Origin of the sequence: Streptomyces tamarix, assembly GCF_032423885.1 — a bacterium.
GTDB classification, from domain to species: domain Bacteria; phylum Actinomycetota; class Actinomycetes; order Streptomycetales; family Streptomycetaceae; genus Streptomyces; species Streptomyces tamarix.
The window spans coordinates 75,489-96,721 of the sequence record NZ_JAWCTQ010000019.1 but is presented as its reverse complement, the minus strand read 5'-3'; the positions used below and the strand labels follow the sequence as shown (position 1 = coordinate 96,721).

Annotated in this window: 15 protein-coding genes and 1 riboswitch; of the genes, 11 read left to right on the top strand and 4 right to left on the bottom strand. The window is 74.1% G+C overall.

Features of this window, described 5'->3' with window-relative positions; genetic code table 11:
• Positions 1–276 precede the first annotated feature (276 nt).
• Positions 277–2,394, top strand: a complete 2,118-nt coding sequence (locus RND61_RS17150; RefSeq protein ID WP_315878841.1) for a DNA gyrase/topoisomerase IV subunit B — start codon at positions 277–279, stop codon at positions 2,392–2,394.
• 357 nt (positions 2,395–2,751) lie between these two features.
• On the opposite strand, the gene RND61_RS17145 is transcribed toward RND61_RS17150, so the two are convergent.
• A complete protein-coding gene (locus RND61_RS17145; protein ID WP_315878868.1) occupies positions 2,752–4,368 on the bottom strand; it encodes a sensor histidine kinase in 1,617 nt (538 codons plus the stop codon).
• 167 nt (positions 4,369–4,535) lie between these two features.
• Between RND61_RS17145 and RND61_RS17140 the strand changes: the two genes are divergently transcribed.
• On the top strand, positions 4,536–5,720 hold the full coding sequence (locus tag RND61_RS17140) for a CobW family GTP-binding protein (RefSeq protein ID WP_315878840.1): 1,185 nt from the start codon (positions 4,536–4,538) through the stop codon (positions 5,718–5,720).
• A gap of 65 nt (positions 5,721–5,785) precedes the next feature.
• Here the strand turns inward: RND61_RS17140 and RND61_RS17135 are convergent, their stop codons facing one another.
• Positions 5,786–8,239 carry a DNA gyrase/topoisomerase IV subunit A gene (locus RND61_RS17135; RefSeq protein ID WP_315878839.1) on the bottom strand — a complete coding sequence of 818 codons (2,454 nt, stop codon included), beginning with the start codon at positions 8,237–8,239 and terminating at the stop codon, positions 5,786–5,788.
• Between the two features lie 187 nt (positions 8,240–8,426).
• Here RND61_RS17135 and RND61_RS17130 point away from each other — a divergent pair, with 187 nt between their 5' ends.
• The 4 genes from RND61_RS17130 (at position 8,427) to RND61_RS17115 (ending at position 13,220) form a co-directional block, all read left to right on the top strand.
• Complete coding sequence (locus tag RND61_RS17130) at positions 8,427–9,776, top strand: M16 family metallopeptidase (protein WP_315878867.1); 1,350 nt, start codon at positions 8,427–8,429, stop codon at positions 9,774–9,776.
• A gap of 26 nt (positions 9,777–9,802) precedes the next feature.
• A complete protein-coding gene (locus RND61_RS17125) occupies positions 9,803–11,170 on the top strand; it encodes a M16 family metallopeptidase (protein WP_315878866.1) in 1,368 nt (455 codons plus the stop codon).
• 200 nt (positions 11,171–11,370) lie between these two features.
• Positions 11,371–11,533: riboswitch (cyclic di-AMP (ydaO/yuaA leader) on the top strand.
• 13 nt (positions 11,534–11,546) lie between these two features.
• Positions 11,547–12,317 carry a M23 family metallopeptidase gene (locus RND61_RS17120; protein ID WP_315878838.1) on the top strand — a complete coding sequence of 257 codons (771 nt, stop codon included), beginning with the start codon at positions 11,547–11,549 and terminating at the stop codon, positions 12,315–12,317.
• Between the two features lie 225 nt (positions 12,318–12,542).
• Positions 12,543–13,220: a GntR family transcriptional regulator gene (locus RND61_RS17115; RefSeq protein ID WP_315878837.1), complete on the top strand. Its 678-nt coding sequence runs from the start codon at positions 12,543–12,545 to the stop codon at positions 13,218–13,220.
• A gap of 188 nt (positions 13,221–13,408) precedes the next feature.
• Here the strand turns inward: RND61_RS17115 and RND61_RS17110 are convergent, their stop codons facing one another.
• Positions 13,409–13,690 (bottom strand): HPr family phosphocarrier protein, encoded by a 282-nt coding sequence (locus RND61_RS17110; protein ID WP_315878836.1) that lies wholly within the window; start codon positions 13,688–13,690, stop codon positions 13,409–13,411.
• A gap of 85 nt (positions 13,691–13,775) precedes the next feature.
• Between RND61_RS17110 and RND61_RS17105 the strand changes: the two genes are divergently transcribed.
• From RND61_RS17105 to RND61_RS17090, 4 genes are all read left to right on the top strand, one after another.
• On the top strand, positions 13,776–16,733 hold the full coding sequence (locus tag RND61_RS17105; RefSeq protein ID WP_315878835.1) for a bifunctional acetate--CoA ligase family protein/GNAT family N-acetyltransferase: 2,958 nt from the start codon (positions 13,776–13,778) through the stop codon (positions 16,731–16,733).
• Between the two features lie 67 nt (positions 16,734–16,800).
• On the top strand, positions 16,801–17,385 hold the full coding sequence (locus RND61_RS17100) for a DUF5998 family protein (protein WP_315878834.1): 585 nt from the start codon (positions 16,801–16,803) through the stop codon (positions 17,383–17,385).
• Positions 17,385–18,590 (top strand): alkaline phosphatase family protein, encoded by a 1,206-nt coding sequence (locus RND61_RS17095; protein WP_315878833.1) that lies wholly within the window; start codon positions 17,385–17,387, stop codon positions 18,588–18,590. Before RND61_RS17100 ends, RND61_RS17095 begins: the two co-directional genes overlap by 1 nt.
• 74 nt (positions 18,591–18,664) lie before the next feature.
• Positions 18,665–19,354: a thymidine kinase gene (locus tag RND61_RS17090; protein WP_315878832.1), complete on the top strand. Its 690-nt coding sequence runs from the start codon at positions 18,665–18,667 to the stop codon at positions 19,352–19,354.
• On the opposite strand, the gene RND61_RS17085 is transcribed toward RND61_RS17090, so the two are convergent.
• On the bottom strand, positions 19,326–20,099 hold the full coding sequence (locus RND61_RS17085) for a VOC family protein (RefSeq protein ID WP_315878831.1): 774 nt from the start codon (positions 20,097–20,099) through the stop codon (positions 19,326–19,328). The genes RND61_RS17090 and RND61_RS17085 overlap by 29 nt on opposite strands.
• Positions 20,100–20,335: 236 nt before the next feature.
• On the opposite strand from RND61_RS17085, the gene RND61_RS17080 reads away from it, so the two are divergent.
• Positions 20,336–21,199 carry a sulfurtransferase gene (locus tag RND61_RS17080; protein WP_315878830.1) on the top strand — a complete coding sequence of 288 codons (864 nt, stop codon included), beginning with the start codon at positions 20,336–20,338 and terminating at the stop codon, positions 21,197–21,199.
• The last annotated feature ends 34 nt before the right edge of the window (positions 21,200–21,233 follow it).

Below are 21,233 nucleotides of genomic sequence, written 5' to 3'. Positions count from 1 at the left end.
GGTTTCGCGTTGCTTGTGTCGTATGTCCCCCCGGCTGGGTTGCCGGTTGTTCAGGAGGACGTGCCCGGAGCCTAAATGGTTCATGCCTGGAAGGGAACGTGATGTCCACGTCACCCGGCGGAGTGATCGAACATCTATGCGACGCTGGACTAGCATGGCTCTTCCCGAGGGTGGCGTTACAACCGCTCTACCTGGGCTCTGTACGCTCGGACCGGCACAGAAGCCGACCCCTCACCCCCATGGGCAAGATCTCAAATTCAGCGAGGAGCGAACCGCGTGACCGCCGAGACGTCCGTTCCGTCCAGTGCGCTGCTGACCGCAGACCGTGACGGTTCCAACTACACCGCGCGGCACCTGCTCGTACTCGAGGGGCTCGAAGCGGTTCGGAAGCGCCCCGGCATGTACATCGGGTCCACCGACAGCCGTGGCCTGATGCACTGCCTCTGGGAGATCATCGACAACTCGGTCGACGAGGCCCTCGGCGGCTACTGCGACCACATCGAGGTCGTCCTCCACGACGACGGCTCCGTGGAGGTCCAGGACAACGGCCGCGGCATCCCCGTCGACGTCGAGCCCAAGACCGGCCTGTCCGGCGTCGAGGTCGTCATGACCAAGCTCCACGCCGGCGGCAAGTTCGGCGGCGGCTCGTACGCGGCCTCCGGCGGCCTCCACGGCGTGGGCGCCTCCGTGGTGAACGCGCTGTCGGCCCGCCTGGACGTGGAGGTCGACCGGAACGGCGCCACGCACGCGATCAGCTTCCGCCGCGGCGTCCCCGGCGTCTTCACCGAGTCCGGGCCCGACGCCCCCTTCGACCCGGCCAACGGCCTGCGCAAGGCCAAGCGCGTCCCGAAGACCCGCACGGGCACGCGGGTGCGGTACTGGGCGGACCGGCAGATCTTCCTCAAGGACGCCAAGCTCTCCCTGGAGACGCTGCACCAGCGCGCCCGCCAGACCGCGTTCCTCGTCCCCGGCCTGACCATCGTCGTCCGCGACGACCGCGACCTGGACGGCGTCGGCAAGAGCCAGGAGATCTTCCGCTTCGACGGCGGCATCAGCGAGTTCTGCGAGTTCCTCGCCCCGGACAAGCCGGTCTGCGACGTGCTCCGCCTCACCGGCCAGGGCACGTTCAAGGAGACCGTCCCGGTCCTCGACGAACGCGGCCACATGACGCCCACCGAGGTCACCCGCGAACTCGGCGTCGACGTGGCGCTGCGCTGGGGCACGGGGTACGACGCGACGGTCAAGTCGTTCGTCAACATCATCGCCACGCCCAAGGGCGGCACCCACGTCACCGGCTTCGAGCGCGCGGTCACCAAGACCGTCAACGAGGCCCTGCGCGCCGCGAAGCTGCTGCGCGTCGCCGAGGACGACATCGTCAAGGACGACGCCCTGGAGGGCCTCACCGCCGTCGTGACCGTCCGGCTGGCCGAGCCGCAGTTCGAGGGCCAGACCAAGGAGGTCCTCGGCACGTCCGCCGCGAACCGGATCGTCGCCAACGTCGTCGCCAAGGAGCTGAAGGCGTTCCTGACGTCCACCAAGCGCGACGCCAAGGCCCAGGCCCGCGCCGTACTGGAGAAGGCCGTCGCCGCCGCCCGTACGCGCGTCGCGGCCCGGCAGCACAAGGAGGCCCAGCGGCGCAAGACCGCCCTGGAGACCTCGTCCCTGCCGGCCAAGCTCGCCGACTGCCGCAGCGACGACGTCGAGCGCAGCGAGCTGTTCATCGTCGAGGGCGACTCCGCGCTCGGTACGGCGAAGCTCGCCCGGAACAGCGAGTTCCAGGCGCTCCTGCCGATTCGCGGCAAGATCCTCAACGTCCAGAAGTCGTCCGTGTCGGACATGCTGAAGAACGCCGAGTGCGGCGCGATCATCCAGGTCATAGGGGCCGGGTCCGGCCGGACCTTCGACATCGACGCCGCCCGGTACGGCAAGATCGTCCTCCTCGTCGACGCCGACGTGGACGGCGCGCACATCCGCTGCCTGCTGCTCACCCTGTTCCAGCGGTACATGCGCCCCATGGTCGAGGCCGGCCGCGTCTTCGCCGCGGTGCCGCCGCTGCACCGCATCGAGCTCGTCCAGCCGAAGCGGGGCCAGGACAAGTACGTGTACACGTACTCGGACAACGAGCTGCGGCAGACGCTGCTGGAGTTCCAGCGCAAGGGCATCCGGTACAAGGACTCCATCCAGCGCTACAAGGGCCTCGGCGAGATGGACGCCGACCAGCTGGCGGAGACCACCATGGACCCGCGCCACCGCACGCTGCGCCGGATCAACATCGGCGACCTGGATGCGGCGGAGCAGGTCTTCGACCTGCTGATGGGCAACGACGTGGCGCCCCGCAAGGAGTTCATCACCAGCTCGGCGGCGACGCTGGACCGCTCGCGCATCGACGCCTGAGCCCCGCGCCCCCGCGTGGGGCACGCGCGCCCGGGCCCCGGCCGGAACGTGTTCCGGCCGGGGCCCTCGGCCGCGGGGCCGCCCGGCGGGGGTGAGGCCCCCGGTGAAGGGGCCTTCGCCCGCGCCGGCGCCACGGTCCCGCCGAGGGGGCCCCACCGGGGCCCTCCACCGGGGGGATGTCCCCGCCCGTGGAGAACGGCTCCGCTCCCGGCGACCACCTGCTCGCCCTGCCCGCCGCCCCCTCGCCCTCCTCCGCGTCCGGGGCTGATTGCGCAGAGGCTGCGACGGCCCGCCGTGCGCGGAGGCGGAGGTACGAGCCCGACCGGCCCGCCGCGCACCCCCGGTGCGCGCCCGCGCTCAGTGCCGGGCGCCGCCCGGGCCCATCGGGTCCCCGTCGGGCGCGGGGACCGGCGGCGGCTCCGTCAGGGCCTCCGGGAGGACCACCGTGAACTCGGCGCCGCCGTTCGCCGCCGTGCCCACCTCGACCCGGCCGCCGTGCCGCTCCGCGAGGCGGCGGACCAGGGGCAGGCCCAGGCCGCGTCCCGCACCGTGGGACGGGCGGCGCTTGGTCGTCCAACCCTCGGTGAACACCGCCTCCCGCTGCTCCGCCGGTACGCCGGGCCCGCTGTCCGCGACCCGCAGCACCGCCGTACGGCCCCGCACGCCCAGCTCCACCTCGACGGCGGCGTCCCGCGAGCCGGCCGCCGCGTCCACGGCGTTGTCGACCAGGTTGCCCACCACCGTGACCAGCTCGCTCGGCGCGACCAGCCGGTCCGGCAGCAGCGAACCGGGCGCGATCCGCAGGGCCACGCCCCGCTCCGCGGCCACCGTCGCCTTCCCCACCAGCAACGCCGCCACCAGCGGGTCGTGCACCTTCTCCGTGACCTGCTCGGCGGTCGTGCGGTGCACCCCCACGACCTCGGTGAGGTACTCCACCGCCTCCTCGTGCAGCTCCAGCTGGAGCAGCCCCAGGAGGGTGTGCATCCGGTTGGCGTGCTCGTGGTCCTGCGCCCGCAGCGCGTCGATCAGCCCGCGCGTCGCGTCCAGTTCGCGCCCGAGCCGTTCCAGCTCCGTACGGTCCCGCAGGGTCACCACCGCACCGCCGTCGTGCGTCGGCATCCGGTTGGCGACCAGCACGCGTCGGCCGTGCACGGTCACCAGGTCCGCGCCCCTGACCCGCCCGGCCAGCACGTCCGCCGTCCGCCCGCCGCCCAGCACCTCGTCCAGCGGCCGTCCCGTGACCCGGGGCCCAAGCTCCAGTAGCCGCTGCGCCTCGTCGTTGACCAGCCGGACGCGCCCCGCCCCGTCCAGCGCCACGACGCCCTCGCGGATGCCGTGCAGCATCGCCTCCCGCTCCGCCAGCAGGGCCGCGATGTCGGAGAACGCGAGGTCGCGCGTCTGCCGCTGGATGCGCCGGGAGATCAGCCACGCGGCCAGCGCGCCCGCCGCCAGTGCCCCGCCCGCGTACGCGAGCAGCCCGGGGATCGCCGCCAGGAACCAGGCGCGCACGCTGTCGTACGCGATGCCGACGGACACCGCGCCGACGATCCTCCCGTCGCCGTCGCGCAGCGGCACCTTGCCGCGCGCCGACCGCCCCAGCGTGCCGTTGTCGATCTCCAGCACGTCCCGGCCCGCGAGCGCTCCGCTCGGGTCGGTCGACACCACCCCGCCGATCCTGGCCGGGTTCGGGTGTGACCAGCGCACCCCGCGCACGTCCATCACGACGACGTACTCGGAGCCCGTCGCCCGCCGGATGCGCTCCGCCTCCGCCTGTACGGGGCCGTCCGGTGCCGGGCGGGAGGCCAGCAGGTCGCCCGCCAGCCGGGACGACGCCGTGGTCTGTGCGACGGCCAGGGCCCGCCGCATCGCCTGGTCGTCCAGCTGCCCGCTCAGCGGCGCCAGGAACAGACCCGTGACCAGCACCGTCACCCCGGCCGCCACCGCCACTTGGATCAGCAGCAACTGCGAGAACATCCGCCTCGGCCACCCCAGGGACGGCCACGGCCGCCGGCCGGTCGTACGGCCACCGGGGGCGGAAGCGGTGGAAGGGGCGGAAACCGGTCTCATGGCCGGAAACGGTAGACGCCCCCGCCTATCCTGAGGAACCCCGACCGTCGGCCGCCCCACGAGAAAGGTGCCTCTTGAGCGCGCAGCAGATTCCCGTCGTCGTCCTCGCGGGTTTCCTCGGTTCCGGCAAGACCACCCTGCTCAACCACCTCCTGCGCACCGCCCGGGGCACCCGCGTCGGCGTGCTGGTCAACGACTTCGGGTCCATCGAGATCGACGCCATGACGGTCGCCGGCCAGGTCGGCTCGACGGTCTCCCTCGGGAACGGCTGCCTGTGCTGCGCCGTCGACGCCAGCGAGCTCGACACCTACCTGGAGGACCTCACCCGCCCCGCGGCCCGGCTCGACGTCATCGTCATCGAGGCCAGCGGCCTGGCCGAGCCGCAGGAACTGGTGCGGATGGTCCTCGCCAGCGACAACGAGCGGATCGTGTACGGCGGGCTCGTCGAGGTCGTCGACGCCGCCGAGTTCGACGCGACGCGCGCCCGCCACCCCGAGACGGACCGGCACCTCGGCATCGCCGACCTCGTCGTCGTCAACAAGGCCGACCGCGTACCGGAGGACGAACTGCGGCGCGTGCGGGACGCCGTCACGGGGCTCGCGGGCCGCGCCGCGGTGGTCACGGCGGCGTACGGGCGCGTCGACCCGGAACTGCTCTTCGACCGGGCCGCCCGCGCCGACGACACGGCCGGCGCCCGGCAGCTGTCCTTCGAGGACCTGTACGCCGACGCGTACGAGCGCGACCACCACGACCACCCGCACGCCGCCTACGAGACCGTGTCGTTCACGGCCGGGGAGCCGCTGCACCCGCGCCGCCTCATGGACTTCCTCGACTCACGGCCCGAAGGGCTGTACCGGATCAAGGGGTTCGTCGACTTCGGCGCCGCCGACCCGGACAACCGGTACGCCGTGCACGCCGTCGGCCGCTTCCTGCGGTTCTATCCGGAGCCCTGGCCGCCCGGCGGGCAGCGGCTCACCCAGCTCGTCCTCATCGGCTCCGGCACGGACGGGGAGGCCCTGCTCCGGGCGCTCGACGGCTGCCGGGTGGCGGGCCCGCACGACACGCCGGAGGACCACGCCCTGTGGGGCGTCCTGCGGTACGTCCCCGACCCGCGCGAGGAGGCCGAACCGGAACCCGACCCGTACGGCACCGCCGCGTACGACGCCGACCCGGACGACACCGCCGCGTACGGCACCGACCCGTACGACGCCGACCCGTACGACGCCGCCGCGTACGGTGAGGCGGCCGACCGCGCCTGACGGGCCGCGGGGGCGCGGGGCGCGCCCACCACCCGGCGGGCGCGCCCCGCGCGCGTCGCGTCCCGCTACGCCGGCGGGCCCGCCAGCACCGCCACCGGCTTGACCAGCGGCGTACCCGACCCGTCCCGGCGCGGATCCGGGTCCGGCAGCTCCACGGGCGCGCCGTTCTTCTGGGCCGCCATGGCCGGCGCACCGCCCGCCCAGGCCAGCACCAGTACGTCCTCGCCCTTCAGGAACCGGTGGCAGCGCACACCGCCCGTGGCCCGGCCCTTGCGGGGGAACTGGTCGAACGGCGTCAGCTTCGCCGACGTACCGACGGAGGCGTCCAACTGGCCCGTGGCGCCCGCGACCGTGAACACGACCGCGTCGGACGCCGGGTCGACGGCGGTGAACGAGATCACCTCGGCGCCCGCCGACAGCTTGACGCCCGCCACACCGCCCGCCGGGCGGCCCTGCGGGCGCACCTGGGACGCCGGGTAGCGCAGCAGCTGCGCGTCGGACGTGATGAAGACCAGGTCCTCCTCGCCCGTCCGCAGCTCCGCCGCGCCGACGATCCGGTCGCCCTCCTTGAGCGTGATGACTTCCAGCTCGTCCTTGTTCGCCGGATAGTCGGGCACCACCCGCTTCACGACGCCCTGCAGCGTGCCCAGCGCGAGGCCCGGCGACGACTCGTCGAGCGTCGTCAGGCAGACGACCTCCTCGTCCTTCTCCAGCGTCAGGAACTCCGACAGCGGCGCCCCGCCCGACAGGTTCGGCGCCGCCGCCGTGTCCGGCAGCTGCGGCAGGTCGATCACCGAGATGCGCAGCAGCCGCCCCGCGGACGTCACCGCGCCGACCGTGCCGCGCTGCGTCGCCGCGACCGCCGACACGACCACGTCGTGCTTGGCGCGCTTCCCGCCGCTCTCCGGCAGCGGGTCGCCGCTCGCCGTACGGGCCAGCAGCCCCGTCGAGGACAGCAGCACCCGGCACGGGTCGTCGGCGACCTCCAGCGGCACCGCGGCGGCCGGGGAACCGGCCGACTCCAGCAGCACCGTGCGCCGCTCGGTGCCGAACTTCTTCGCCACCGTGGCCAGCTCGGACGACACGAGCTTGCGCAGCTCGGCGTCCGACTCCAGGATCTTCGTCAGCTCCTCGATCTCGCTGTTCAGCCGGTCCCGCTCGCCCTCCAGCTCCAGCCGGTCGAACTTGGTGAGCCGCCGCAGCGGCGTGTCCAGGATGTACTGGGTCTGGATGTCGCTCAGGGAGAACCGCTCGATCAGCCGCTCCTTGGCCTGCGCCGAGTTCTCACTCGACCGGATCAGCCGGATCACCTCGTCGATGTCGACGAGGGCCACCAGCAGGCCCTCCACCAGGTGGAGCCGGTCCCGCTTCTTGCCGCGCCGGAACTCGCTGCGCCGCCGCACCACCTCGAAGCGGTGGTCGAGGTAGACCTCCAGCAGCTCCTTCAGGCCCAGCGTGACCGGCTGGCCGTCCACCAGCGCCACGTTGTTGATGCCGAAGGACTCCTCCATCGGCGTCAGCTTGTACAGCTGCTCCAGCACCGCCTCGGGCACGAAGCCGTTCTTGACCTCGATGACCAGGCGCAGGCCGTGCTCCCGGTCCGTGAGGTCCTTGACGTCCGCGATGCCCTGGAGCTTCTTCGCGCCGACCAGGTCCTTGATCTTGGCGATGACCTTCTCGGGGCCGACCGCGAACGGCAGCTCCGTGACGACCAGGCCCTTGCGGCGCGCCGTCACGTTCTCCACCGTCACCGTCGCGCGGATCTTGAACGTGCCGCGGCCGGACTCGTACGCGTCCCTGATGCCGGACAGGCCGACGATCCGGCCGCCGGTCGGCAGGTCCGGGCCGGGGACGAACCGCATGAGCGTCTCGAGGTCGGCGCCCGGGTGCCTGATCAGGTGCCGGGCGGCCGCGACGACCTCGCCCAGGTTGTGCGGGGGCATGTTGGTGGCCATACCGACCGCGATGCCCGACGCGCCGTTGACCAGCAGGTTCGGGAAGGCGGCCGGGAGGGCGGCCGGCTCGCGCTCCTGCCCGTCGTAGTTCGGCACGAAGTCGACGGTGTCCTCGTCGATCGACTCCGTCATCAGGGACGTCGCGTCGGCCATCCGGCACTCCGTGTACCGCATGGCGGCCGGCGGGTCGTCGTTGCCCAGCGAGCCGAAGTTGCCGTGGCCGTCGACCAGCGGCAGGCGCATCGAGAAGGGCTGCGCCATGCGCACCAGCGCGTCGTAGATCGACGCGTCGCCGTGCGGGTGGAGCTTGCCCATCACCTCGCCGACGACGCGGGCGCACTTCACGAACCCGCGCTCGGGGCGCAGGCCCATCTCGTTCATCTGGTACACGATCCGGCGGTGCACCGGTTTCATGCCGTCCCGCGCGTCGGGCAGGGCTCGGGAGTAGATCACCGAGTACGCGTACTCGAGGAAGGAGCCCTGCATCTCGTCGACGACGTCGATGTCGAGGATCCGCTCCTCGAAGTCGTCGGGCGGCGGGGTCTTCGTGCTGCGGCGGGCCATCGCTGCTGCGGCTCCTTCACCAACAAGGTTGATCTGACGCCGACCATTGTGGACCGTCCCACTGACAGGACCGACCGCGACCCGGAAGAGGGACGCCGCAGCTTGCCGGGAACTTCGCAGGGCGCCGGTGCGCTTGCATACAGTGGCAGGACTTTTCCATGACGCGATCGAAGGGACGTACATGCCCATGGGTCACACGGCCACAGCCCAGGCCGGCTCCGGCGGCCTGACAGCGACCGAGCACCGGCTGGCCAACGGCCTGCGCGTGGTGCTCTCGGAGGACCACCTGACCCCGGTCGCCGCGGTGTGCCTCTGGTACGACGTCGGCTCCCGCCACGAGGTCAAGGGCCGCACCGGCCTCGCCCACCTCTTCGAGCACCTGATGTTCCAGGGCTCCCAGCAGGTCCGGGGCAACGGCCACTTCGAGCTGGTGCAGGGTGCCGGCGGCTCCCTCAACGGCACCACGAGCTTCGAGCGCACCAACTACTTCGAGACCATGCCCGCCCACCAGCTGGAGCTCGCCCTCTGGCTGGAGGCCGACCGCATGGGATCCCTCCTCGCCGCCCTCGACGACGAGTCGATGGAGAACCAGCGGGACGTCGTCAAGAACGAGCGCCGCCAGCGCTACGACAACGTGCCGTACGGCACGGCGTTCGAGAAGCTGACCGCCCTCGTCTTCCCGGACGGGCACCCCTACCACCACACGCCGATCGGTTCCATGGCGGACCTGGACGCGGCCACGCTGGAGGACGCCCGGGACTTCTTCCGCACGTACTACGCGCCGAACAACGCCGTCCTGTCCGTCGTCGGCGACATCGACCCCGAGCAGACGCTCGCCTGGGTCGAGAAGTACTTCGGCTCCATCCCGTCCCACGACGGCAAGCCCGCGCCGCGCGACGGGACGCTCCCGGACGTCATCGGCGAGCAGCTCCGCGAGGTCGTCGAGGAGGACGTCCCGGCCCGCGCCCTGATGGCCGCCTACCGCCTCCCGGCCGACGGCACGCGCGCGTGCGACGCCGCCGACATCGCCCTCACCGTCCTCGGCGGCGGCGAGTCGTCCCGGCTGCACAACCGGCTGGTCCGGCGCGACCGCACCGCCGTGGCCGCCGGCTTCGGGATGCTGCGGCTGGCCGGCGCGCCCTCGATGGGGTGGCTGGACGTGAAGACCTCCGCCGGGGTCGAGGTGCCGGACATCGAGGCCGCCGTCGACGAGGAGCTGGCCCGGTTCGCCGCCGAGGGGCCCACCGCCGAGGAGATGGAGCGCGCCCAGGCCCAACTGGAGCGCGAGTGGCTGGACCGGCTGGGCACGGTCGCGGGCCGCGCCGACGAGCTGTGCCGGTTCGCCGTCCTGTTCGGCGACCCGCAGCTCGCCCTCACGGCCGTCCAGCGGGTCCTGGACGTCACCGCCGACGAGGTGCGCGAGGTCGCGGCAGAGCGGCTGCGCCCGGACAACCGCGCGGTCCTCGTCTACGAACCCACCAAGGCCGACGACGGCGACCGGACCGACAGCGACGAGGAAGAGGGGGCGGACCAGTGAGCGACGCTGCCGTGTCTCTGACGACCATGGAGTTCCACCCGCGGCCGAAGCCGGGCACGCCCCGCGTGTGGGCCTTCCCCGCGCCCGAGCGGGGCGAGCTGGGCAACGGCCTGACGGTGCTGCGCTGCCACCGCCCCGGCCAGCAGGTCGTCGCCGTCGAGATCGTCCTCGACGCCCCGCTGGACGCCGAGCCGGAGGGCCTCGACGGCGTCGCCACCATCATGGCGCGCGCCCTGTCGGAGGGCACGGACAAACACACCGCCGAGGAGTTCGCCGCCGAGCTGGAGCGGTGCGGCGCCACCCTGGACGCGCACGCGGACCACCCCGCCGTGCGGGTCTCCCTGGAGGTGCCGGCCTCCCGGCTGCACAAGGCCCTCGGGCTCCTCTCCGACGCGCTGCGGGCGCCGGCCTTCGCGGACGACGAGATCGACCGCCTCGTCCGCAACCGCCTCGACGAGATCCCGCACGAGACGGCCAACCCCGCCCGCCGCGCCGCCAAGCAGCTCTCCGCCGAGCTGTTCCCGGCCTCCTCGCGCATGTCCCGGCCCCGCCAGGGCACGGAGGAGACCGTCGCCCGGATCGACTCCGCGGCCGTACGGGCCTTCTACGAGGCCCACGTCCGCCCCGCGTCGGCCACCGCGGTCGTCGTCGGCGACCTGACCGGCATCGACCTGGACGCGCTCCTCGACGACACGCTCGGCGCGTGGACGGGCGGCGCGCCCCGCCCGCGCACGGCGTCGCCCGTCACCGCCGACGACACCGGCCGCGTCGTCATCGTGGACCGGCCGGGCGCCGTGCAGACGCAGCTCCTCATCGGCCGCGTCGGCCCCGACCGGCACGACAGCGTGTGGCCCGCGCAGGTCGTCGGCACGTACTGCCTGGGCGGCACGCTCACCTCCCGCCTGGACCGCGTCCTGCGCGAGGAGAAGGGCTACACGTACGGCGTGCGGGCCTTCGGGCAGGTCCTGCGGTCCCTGCCGGACGGCACGGGCGCGGCGATGCTCGCCATCAGCGGCTCCGTCGACACGCCCAACACCGGCCCGGCGCTGGACGACCTGTGGAAGGTGCTGCGCACCCTCGCGGCGGAGGGGCTCACCGACGCCGAGCGCGACGCCGCCGTGCACAACCTGGTGGGCGTGGCCCCGCTCAAGTACGAGACGGCGGCGTCCGTCGCCGGCACCCTCGCCGACCAGGTCGAGCAGCACCTGCCGGACGACTTCCAGGCACGGCTGTACCGGCTCCTGGACGCGACGGGCACGGTGGAGGCGACGGCGGCCGTCGTCAGCGCCTTCCCGCCGGACCGCCTCGTCACCGTCCTCGTCGGGGACGCGGCGCAGATCAAGGCGCCGGTGGAGGCGCTGGGCATCGGCGAAGTGACCGTCGTCACCGGCTGATTGACGGGGCGGAACCCCGTCGTCCACCCGGACGGCGGGGTTCCGTTCTTGCTCGGACTTATGTCCGTTTTGTTGGAGAGGTTGGGTGTCTGTTCTGTGGCGTGCGCTACAAAAAAGCGTGTCTGTTTGGTGATTGAAAGATCAGCCGCATAGCGTCTTAGGCGCTGTCCGCCCCCCGTACCCGCCGCACCCGCGGCACCGGGCAGCGATCGCCGAATCCCCGTCGGGCGTGAGCCCGGGGAGCCGGGGACCCATGTCCCCTGGGGTGAATCGGACGCCTTCGCCACCGCGTGGAGGGGCCCGTAGGAGACCTTCCTGCTCCGAACCCGTCAGCTAACCCGGTAGGCGAGAGGGAAGGAAAGGACACGTTCCCTTCATGGCGTTCACCCGTTCCACCGGGAAGCACCGTGCCCCGAGCCGAGTGAGCCGCAGGAGCGCCCACGTCGCCGGCGCCGCCGCCCTCGCCACCTCCGGCGTCATCGGAACCCTCGCCTCCCCGGCGTTCGCCGCGGACGCGGAGCGCGCCTCCCTGGAGGACACCGGCCTCAACCAGGCCATCGCCGGCTACGAGCTGGCCGACGAGGTCGAGGACCAGGCCGCCGCCCAGGAGCTGGCCGCCGAGGTGGCCGAGCGCCAGGCGCAGGCCGAAGCGGCGGCCGAACGCCAGGCCGAGGCCCGGGTCCAGGCCGCCCGCGAGGCCCAGGAGCGCGCCTCCCGCGAGGCCGAGCGCAAGCGCCTCAACTCCTTCCAGCTCCCCGTGGCCGGCTCGTACGTCTCCACCCCCTACCGGGCGGGCGGCTCGCTGTGGTCCTCCGGCAGCCACTCGGGCGTCGACTTCCACGCCCCGTACGGCTCCGCCGTCGTCTCCGTGGGCCTCGGCACGGTCGTCGAGGCCGGCTGGGGCGGCGCGTACGGCAACAACGTGGTGATCCGGATGCACGACGGCACCTACACGCAGTACGGCCACCTCGCCTCGATCGGCGTCGCGGTCGGCCAGACGGTCATGCCGGGCCAGCAGATCGGCATCTCCGGCTCGACCGGCAACTCCACGGGCCCCCACCTCCACTTCGAGGCCCGCACCTCCGCCGAGTACGGCTCCGACGTCGACCCGGTCTCCTACCTCCGGGCGCGCGGCGTCGACGTCTGACCCGCCCCGCTCCGCGAAGGCCCCGGCTCGGTCACCGAGCCGGGGCCTTCGCGTCGCCCCTCCGCCTTCCCGCCGCCCGCAGTCCACCGCCCCGGCCAAAAATTCACCATGGATTACGGCCCGGGATCGGAAAATGCCCTTCGTTGCAATAGAGTCACCGAACAGCGTCGAACTATTGGGTGTCGCGCGGATTAAACGGTGGGCGGAGCGATTCGGAGGTTCGGTATGCGCATTCCCGCGCACTCGGTGTGTACGGCGATCCGGGCGGACATCGTCTCCGGGGTGCTGCCGCGCGGCAGCCGCCTCGCCGAGGAGCAGCTCGCCCGCCGCTACGGCGTCTCCCGCGTCCCCGTCCGCGAGGCGCTGCGGACCCTGGAGTCGGAGGGCTTCGTCGTCTCGCGCCGCCACGTCGGCGCCTGCGTGGCGGAGCCGACCGAGCAGGACGCCGCCGACCTGCTGGAGATGCGCACGCTGCTGGAGCCGCTGGGCGCCGCCCGCGCCGCCCAGCGCCGCACCGAGGCCCACCTCAAGGTGCTGCGCGGCCTCGTCCGCCTGGGTCGGGAGGGGGCCCGCCGCGGCCAGGGGGAGGACCTGCGCCCGCTGGGCGACTGGTTCCACGAGACGCTCGCCCAGGCGTCGGCCAGCCCCGGCCTGACCTCGCTGCTCACCCAGCTGCGCCACAAGACCGCCTGGATGTACGCGGTCGAGGAGCCGGCCAGGCCGGCCGAGGCGTGGGCGGAGCGCGGCGCGATCGTCGACGCCGTCGCCCGGAGCGACGCGGAGCGGGCCCGGATGCTCACCGCCCAGCACGTCGAGCGGTGGCGCGGCACCCACCGGCTGCGCCGCACGGGCCGCGTGAGGGGTTCGCAACCTCCCGTAAACACCGCCGGAGCGCGGAATTAACAGCGGGGCCGTATACAAAGGAAGGGAGAAATGACGGGGTCCTTTTCGGCTGCCCGCGAAAAGCGCTGTCCGGGAAATCGGGGAATCCGCGGGACCGGCGGGAACCGGAAATCCGGCGCGTCCCGGAAGAAGGAGAGCCGCACCCCCGAATTCCGGGCGGTGCGGCTCCGTGGTGCTGCCGGTCGTCGTCAGACGGTCTCGGGAAGCTCCTCAAGACCCTCGGCGACCAGCTTCGCCAGACGGTCCAGCGCCGCGTCCGCGCCCTCGGCGTCGGAGGCGAGGACGATCTCCTCGCCGCCCTGCGCGCCCAGGCCGAGCACCGCGAGCATCGACGCGGCGTTGACCGGGGTGCCGCCGGCCTTGGCGATGGTCACGGGGACGCCGGAGGCCGTGGCGGCACGGACGAAGATGGAGGCGGGGCGGGCGTGCAGGCCCTCGGCCCAACCCACGTTGACGCGGCGCTCAGCCATGGTGTTGCCCTTCAAGTGCTAGTGGTTGTCTAGACCAGTCTCTCATGTCCGGCGGAGTGCCGGAACGGCGCCGTACCCTTGGCCCATGCTGAACCCGTCCGATCAGTCGGCGCACGCGTACCCCGACCACTGGGAGGCCGACGTGGTGCTGCGCGACGGCGGCACCGCGCGGATCAGACCGATCACCGCGGACGACGCCGAGCGCCTGGTCAGCTTCTACGAGCAGGTCTCGGATGAGTCGAAGTACTACCGGTTCTTCGCACCTTACCCCCGGCTCTCCGCCAAGGACGTGCACCACTTCACCCACCACGACTACGTGGACCGGGTGGGCCTGGCCGCGACCGTCGGCGGCGAGTTCATCGCGACGGTCCGCTACGACCGGATCGACGCCGCGGGCCGCCCCGCCGCCGCCCCCGCCGACGAGGCCGAGGTCGCCTTCCTCGTCCAGGACGCCCACCAGGGCCGCGGCGTCGCCTCCGCCCTGCTGGAGCACATCGCCGCCGTCGCCCGCGAACGCGGCATCAGGCGGTTCGCCGCGGAGGTGCTGCCCGCCAACACCAAGATGATCAAGGTGTTCACGGACGCCGGGTACACCCAGAAGCGCAGCTTCGAGGACGGCGCCGTCCGCCTCCACCTCGACCTGGAGCCCACCGACCGCTCCCTCGCCGTCCAGCGCGCCCGCGAGCAGCGCGCCGAGGCACGGTCCGTGCAGCGCCTCCTCGCCCCCGGCTCCGTCGCCGTCGTCGGCGCGGGCCGCGCCCCCGGCGGCGTCGGCCGCACCGTCCTGCGCAACCTCGTCGACGCCGGGTTCACCGGCCCCGTGTACGCCGTGAACCGCGCGCTCCCCGCAGGGCCGGCCGCCCTGGACGGCGTCCCCGCCCACCGCTCCGTCGGCGAGATCGGCGAGCCCGTCGACCTGGCCGTCGTCGCCGTGCCCGCCGAACACGTCCCGGACGCCGTCGCGGACTGCGGCGAGCACGGCGTGCGCGGGCTCGTCGTCCTGACCGCCGGCTACGCCGAGAGCGGCCCGGCCGGGCGGGAGCGCCAGCGGGCCCTGGTGCGGCAGGCCCGCTCGTACGGGATGCGCGTCATCGGCCCCAACGCCTTCGGCGTGATCAACACCGCGGACGGCGCCCGGCTCAACGCCTCCCTCGCCCCGCAACTGCCCGCCGCCGGGCGCATCGGCCTGTTCACCCAGTCCGGCGCGATCGGCATCGCCCTGCTCTCCGGGCTGCACCGGCGGGGCGCGGGCGTGTCGTCGTTCGTCTCGGCCGGCAACCGGGCCGACGTCTCCGGCAACGACATCCTCCAGTACTGGTACGAGGACCCCGACACCGACGTGGTCCTGCTGTACCTGGAGTCCATCGGCAACCCCCGCAAGTTCACCCGGCTCGCCCGCCGCACCGCCGCGGTCAAGCCGGTCGTCGTCGTCAAGGGCGCCCGGCACAGCGGCAGCGCGCCCCCCGGCCACGCGGTGCCCGCCACCCGCATCCCGCACGCCACGGTGTCCGCGCTGCTCCGCCAGGCCGGAGTCATCCGCGTCGACACGGTCACCGAGCTCGTCGACGCGGGCCTGCTGCTCGCCGGGCAGCCCCTGCCCGAGGGGCCGCGCGTCGCCATCCTCGGCAACTCCGAGTCGCTGGGCCTCCTCACGTACGACGCCTGCCTCACCGAGGGCCTGCGACCACTGCCGCCCCGCGACCTGACCACCGCCGCCACCCCCGAGGACTTCCGGGCGGCGCTCGCCGGGGCCCTGCACGACGACGCGTGCGACGCGGTGGTCGTCACCGCGATCCCGCGGGTCGGCCTGCGGGGGACGGCGGAACCGACCGGCGAGGGCGAGGTGCTGGCGACCGCCCTGCGCGAGGCGTGCGCCACCTCCCCGGCGAAGCCGGTCGTGGTCGTCCACGTCGAACTGGGCGCCCTGGCGGACGCCCTGGCGGCCGCGACCAGCACGGCCCCCGCCCCGGAGCACCCGGCCCCGGCCGGCCGGGCGGAACCCGCGGGCGCCGCGCCGACGCCGGGCGCGGCGGCGGACCGGACGCCGTACGGGGGGACCGCGACCGCCCCCCGTCCGCCCGGCGCGCCGCCGGAGCCCGGGCGCGCCCCCGCCGACGGTCCCGTGCCGCCCGGCGCCCCCGCCGGGAACATCCCCGCCTACCCCGCCGCCGAGCGGGCCGTGCGGGCGCTGGCCGCGGCCGTCACGTACGCCGAGTGGCGGCGCAAGGCCGCCGAGCCGGGCCGGGTGCCCGAGTACGAGGGCGTCGACGAGAAGGGAGCCGCCGCACGGATCGGACGGCTCCTCGGCACGGGCGGTACGGGCGGTGCGAGCGGTACGGGCGGCGTGGGGGAGCGCGGCATCACCCTCGCGCCGGACGACACCCGCGAGCTGCTCGCCTGCTACGGCATCGCCGTACGGCCCGTCCTCCCCGCGCCCGACCCCGACACCGCCGTACGCGCCGCCGCCCGCCTCGGCTACCCGGTCGCCCTCAAGACCACCGCGCCGCACCTGCGCCACCGCCCCGACCTCGGCGGCGTACGGCTCGACCTGGCGACCGAGGAGCAGTTGCGCACCGCGTACGCCGAGCTCACCGAGGCCCTCGGCGGGCCCGCCGAGCTCCAGCCGGTGGTCCAGGCCATGGTGCCGCGCGGCGTCGACACCGTCGTCCGCGCCGCGATCGACCCGGCGGTCGGTGCCGTCCTGTCCTTCGGCCTCACCGGCGCCCCGTCCGAGCTGCTCGGCGACATGGCGCACCGCCTCGTTCCGGCCACCGACCGCGACGTCGCCGAGCAGGTCCGCTCCATCCGGACGGCCCCCCTCCTCTTCGGCTGGCGGGGCTCCGCCCCCGTCGACACGGCCGCCCTGGAGGAGCTGCTGCTGCGCGTGTCGCGGCTGGTCGACGACCACCCGGAGGTCGTCGCCGTCGCGCTGGAACCGGTCGTCGTCGCCCCGCGGGGCCTCGCCGTCCTGGGCGCGACCGTACGGCTCGCCCCGCCCCCCGCCCGCACCGACCTCGGCCCCCGCCGCCTGCCCAGCTACTGAGCGGGGCGGCCCGGGGCGGTTTCCACAGCCGTCACCGGGGCTCCGGGCGCCCCGTAGGATGGAGTCCATGGCGAAGACCGGTACGACGACCCAGGGGCTGCGCGCGGCGATCGAGCGCAGCGGCTACTACCCGGCCCTCGTGGCCGAGGCGGTGGAGGCCGCCGTCGGCGGAGAGCCGATCGCGTCGTACCTCGTCCACCAGGAGACCACGTTCGACGCCAACGAGGTCCGGCGCCACGTCACGGTCCTCGTGCTCACGGCGACGCGCTTCATCGTCAGCCACACCGACGAGCAGAACGCCGACACGACCTCCCCGACCCCGTACGCGACCACGTCCACCGAGTCCGTGAAGCTCGGCCGGATCTCGTCGGTCGTCGTCAGCCGCGTCGTCGCCAACCCGGAGTCGTACGAGCCCGGCGCGCTCCCGCGCGAGATCGTCCTCACGGTCGGCTGGGGCGCCGTCTCCCGGATCGACCTGGAGCCCGCCGCCTGCGGCGACCCGAACTGCGACGCCGACCACGGTTACACGGGCAGCTCCACCGCCGACGACCTGAGCCTGCGCGTCAGCGAGGCCGGCGACGGCCCGGAGACGGTCCGCCAGGCCCTCCACTTCGCCCAGGCCCTCTCCGAAGCCACCGCGGCCACGCGCTGATGGTCCAGCCGACGACCACGGCCTCCGCCTGGCCCGACGACCCGGTGCCGCTGTCCCTCGACACGGCGCCCATACCGGCGTACGGCTCCGGTTCCCTCGCCGATCTGCTGCCGACGCTGGCGGCGGGGCTGGGCGTGCCGGGCTTCGAGCCCCGCATCGCCGAGCTGGCACCGGCCGACCGGGTCTGCGTCTTCCTGATCGACGGGCTCGGCTGGGAGCAGGTCAAGGCGCACCCGGCGGAGGCCCCCTTCCTCGCCTCGCTCCTCGGCTCCTCGCGCGGCGGCACGGGCCGCCCCCTCACGTCCGGTTTCCCCGCCACGACCGCGACCTCGCTCGCCTCGGTCGGCACGGGCCTGCCCCCCGGCGCCCACGGCCTCGCCGGGTACACGGTGCGCGACCCGGACGCGGGCGAGCTGATGAACCAACTGCGCTGGCGCCCCTGGACCCCGCCGAGCGTCTGGCAGCCGTACCCGACGGTCTTCCAGCTGGCCGACGCCGCGGGCGTCCACACGGCCCAGGTCTCGTCCCCGGCCTTCCAGGACACCCCGCTCACGAAGGTCGCGCTCAGCGGCGGCACGTTCCACGGGCGGCTCTCCGGCGAGGACCGCATGGACTTCGCCGCCGACCAGATGGCGGGCGCCGACCGCGCGCTCGTCTACACGTACTACAGCGAGGTCGACGGCGCCGGCCACCGCTTCGGCGTGGACTCCGACGCCTGGCGCGGCCAGCTCATGCACGCCGACCAGCTCGTCCAGCGCCTCGCCGAGCAGCTCCCGGCGCGCTCCGCGCTGTACGTCACGGCGGACCACGGCATGGTGGACATCCCGTTCGACGAGGAGTCCCGCATCGACTTCGACGAGGACTGGGAGCTGCGCGCCGGTGTCGCCCTGCTGGGCGGCGAGGGCCGCGCGCGCCACGTGTACGCCGTGCCGGGCGCCGAGGCGGACGTGCTGGCGTGCTGGCGCGAGGTGCTCGGCGACCGCTTCTGGGTCGCGGGGCGCGACGAGGCGATCGCCGCGGGCTGGTTCGGCCCGCACGTCGACGAGCGGGTACTCGGCCGGATCGGCGACGTGGTCGCCGCCGCGCACGACGACGTGGCCCTGACGGCGTCCCTCGCCGAGCCGCACGAGTCGGCGATGGCGGGGATGCACGGCTCGATGACCGCCGCCGAACAGCTCGTCCCGCTGCTGGAAGTCCGCACGTAGCGCACGCCCCGCACCGCATCGCCCGCCCCCACGCCCCGGCCCGCGCCGCAGACCCGAAAGGTCGTCACTTCCCCATGCCCGAGCTCGTGTTCTTCTCCGGAACGATGGACTGCGGAAAGAGCACCCTCGCTCTGCAGATCGAGCACAACCGGTCCGCGCGCGGCCTCCAGGGCATGATCTTCACCCGCAACGACCGGGCGGGCGCGGGCAAGCTCTCCTCCCGCCTCGGGCTGGTCACCGAGGCCGTCGAGGCGGCCGAGGAGTTCGACTTCTACGCGTACCTCGTCGATCACCTCTCGCGCGGCGGCCGCTGCGACTACGTGATCGCGGACGAGGCGCAGTTCCTCGCCCCGGAGCAGATCGACCAGCTCGCGCGGGTCGTCGACGACCTGGAGCTGGACGTGTTCGCGTTCGGCATCACCACCGACTTCCGCTCCAAGCTGTTCCCGGGCTCCCAGCGGCTGGTGGAGCTGGCGGACCGCGTGGAGGTGCTCCAGGTGGAGGCGCTGTGCTGGTGCGGCGCGAGGGCGACGCACAACGCGCGCACGGTCGGCGGCGTGATGGTCGTCGAGGGGGCCCAGGTCGTCGTCGGGGACGTCGACAGCGGTGACGAGGTCGGGTACGAAGTGCTGTGCAGACGCCACCACCGGCGCAGGATGACGGCCGCCACCGCCCGCGCGGCCGCGCTGTCGCCGGACGTCCTGCCCGTCGAACCGGCCGCGGTCGAGCCGCCCGTCAGCGCCCGGACGACCGTACGATCGTGAAGACGGCGCCCTCCGGGTCCGCGACCGTCGCCGTCCGCCCCTCCACGCCGTCCCGCGGCGCGCGCAGCACCTTCCCGCCCAGCTCCTCGACCCGCCGCGCGGCCGCGTCCGGGTCGGCCACCTCGAACCACGTCGTCCAGTGCGCGCCCCGGTCCCGCGGCAGGTCGGCGCCGACCCCGCGCACCGACGCCGCGGGCCGCCCCTTCGCGAGGAGGGTCACGCGGTCCTGGTCGTCCGGGCCCAGCGGGTCGGGCTCGTAGCCGAAGACCGTGCGGTAGAACTTCACGACGGGCTCGCACTCGTGCGTCAGCAGCTCGTTCCACACCGGCGTGCCCGGGGCGCCCGCCACCGCGGTCCCCTGGAACGCGGCCGCCTGCCACACCCCGAAGACCGCGCCCGCCGGGTCGGAGCAGATCAGGAGCCGCCCGGCGTCGCCCGAGTCCAGCGGCCCCACGGCGACCGTCCCGCCGCCGCAGCGGACCGACTCGGCCGTGCCGTCGGCGTCGTCGGAGGCCAGGTACGCCGTCCAGGCGCCCGGCAGGTCGCGGTCGGCGGGCAGCCGGCCGATCCCCGCGACCTCCCGGCCGTCGAGCAGCGCCCGCACGTACGGGCCGAGCTGCGACGGGCCCGGCTGGAACTCCCAGCCGAACAGCTCCCCGTAGAACTCCTCCGCCGCGTCAAGGCCGCGCACCATCAAGCTCACCCAGCAGGGTGTACCCGGCTCGCGCCGGGTCGCCTCGGTCATCGTCACATTCTCCTTGGACCATCGTCGCGGCCGTGCGGGGGGACCGGGCGCGGACCGCGCCGGTGCAGCGGTTTCACGCCTCGTCAGATGCTGGCACCGCGGGCCGGGCGGTGCGCCCGGGCCGCGCCGGGGTTTGGCGCGATCCGGCAGGAGGATGCCCGAAATTCCGACTCCCATCCGCGCTTTCCACCGTCAGTCCTCCCGGCAGGGCCCGTATCTGCGCGAGGATGGCACGTATGAACCGCAACGCAAGCACCGACTCGCACCCCCTGGTCTCCGCCGCGGACCTCGCGGCGGAGATGGCGTCCCCGGCGCCCGGTGGACCCCGCCCCGTCCTGCTGGACGTCCGCTGGGAGTTGGGCGGCCCGCCCGGCCGCCCCGCGTACGAGGCGGGGCACATCCCCGGCGCCGTGTACGTGGACCTCGACGCCGAGCTGGCCGGCGCGCCCGGCGCCGGGGGCCGCCATCCGCTGCCGGACCTCGGCGTGTTCGGCGCGGCGATGCGCGCGGCCGGGGTGTCGTCGGGGTCGCGGGTGGTCGTGTACGACGGCGGCCGGGGCTGGGGGGCGGCGCGGGCCTGGTGGCTGCTGCGCTGGGCGGGCCACGGCGACGTGCGGGTCCTGGACGGCGGGCTCGCCGCGTGGCGGGGCGGGCTGTCGACGGCGGTGCCGGAGCCGGTGCCGGGCGACTTCGTCCCCGTACCGGGAGGACTGCCGCTGCTGGACGCGGACGGGGCGGCGGCGCTGGCCCGTGCCGGGCTGCTGCTGGACGCGCGGGCGGGGGAGCGGTACCGGGGCGAGGTGGAGCCGATCGACCCGGTCGCCGGGCACATCCCGGGCGCCGTGTCGGCCCCGACGACGGAGAACGCCGCCGAGGACGGCCGCTTCCTGCCGCCGGAGGCACTGGCGGCGCGGTTCGAGGAACTGGGCGCCCTGGACGCCCCCGAGGTGGGCGTCTACTGCGGCTCCGGTGTCTCGGCGGCCCACGAGGCCCTGGCCCTGGAGGCGGCGGGCGTCCGGGCGGCGCTCTACGTCGGATCCTGGTCCGAGTGGAGCCGGGACCCGAACCGCCCCGTGGCCACGGGCCCCGACCGGGGCTGAGCCTCCCCGCGCGCACCGGATCCACCCCGGTACG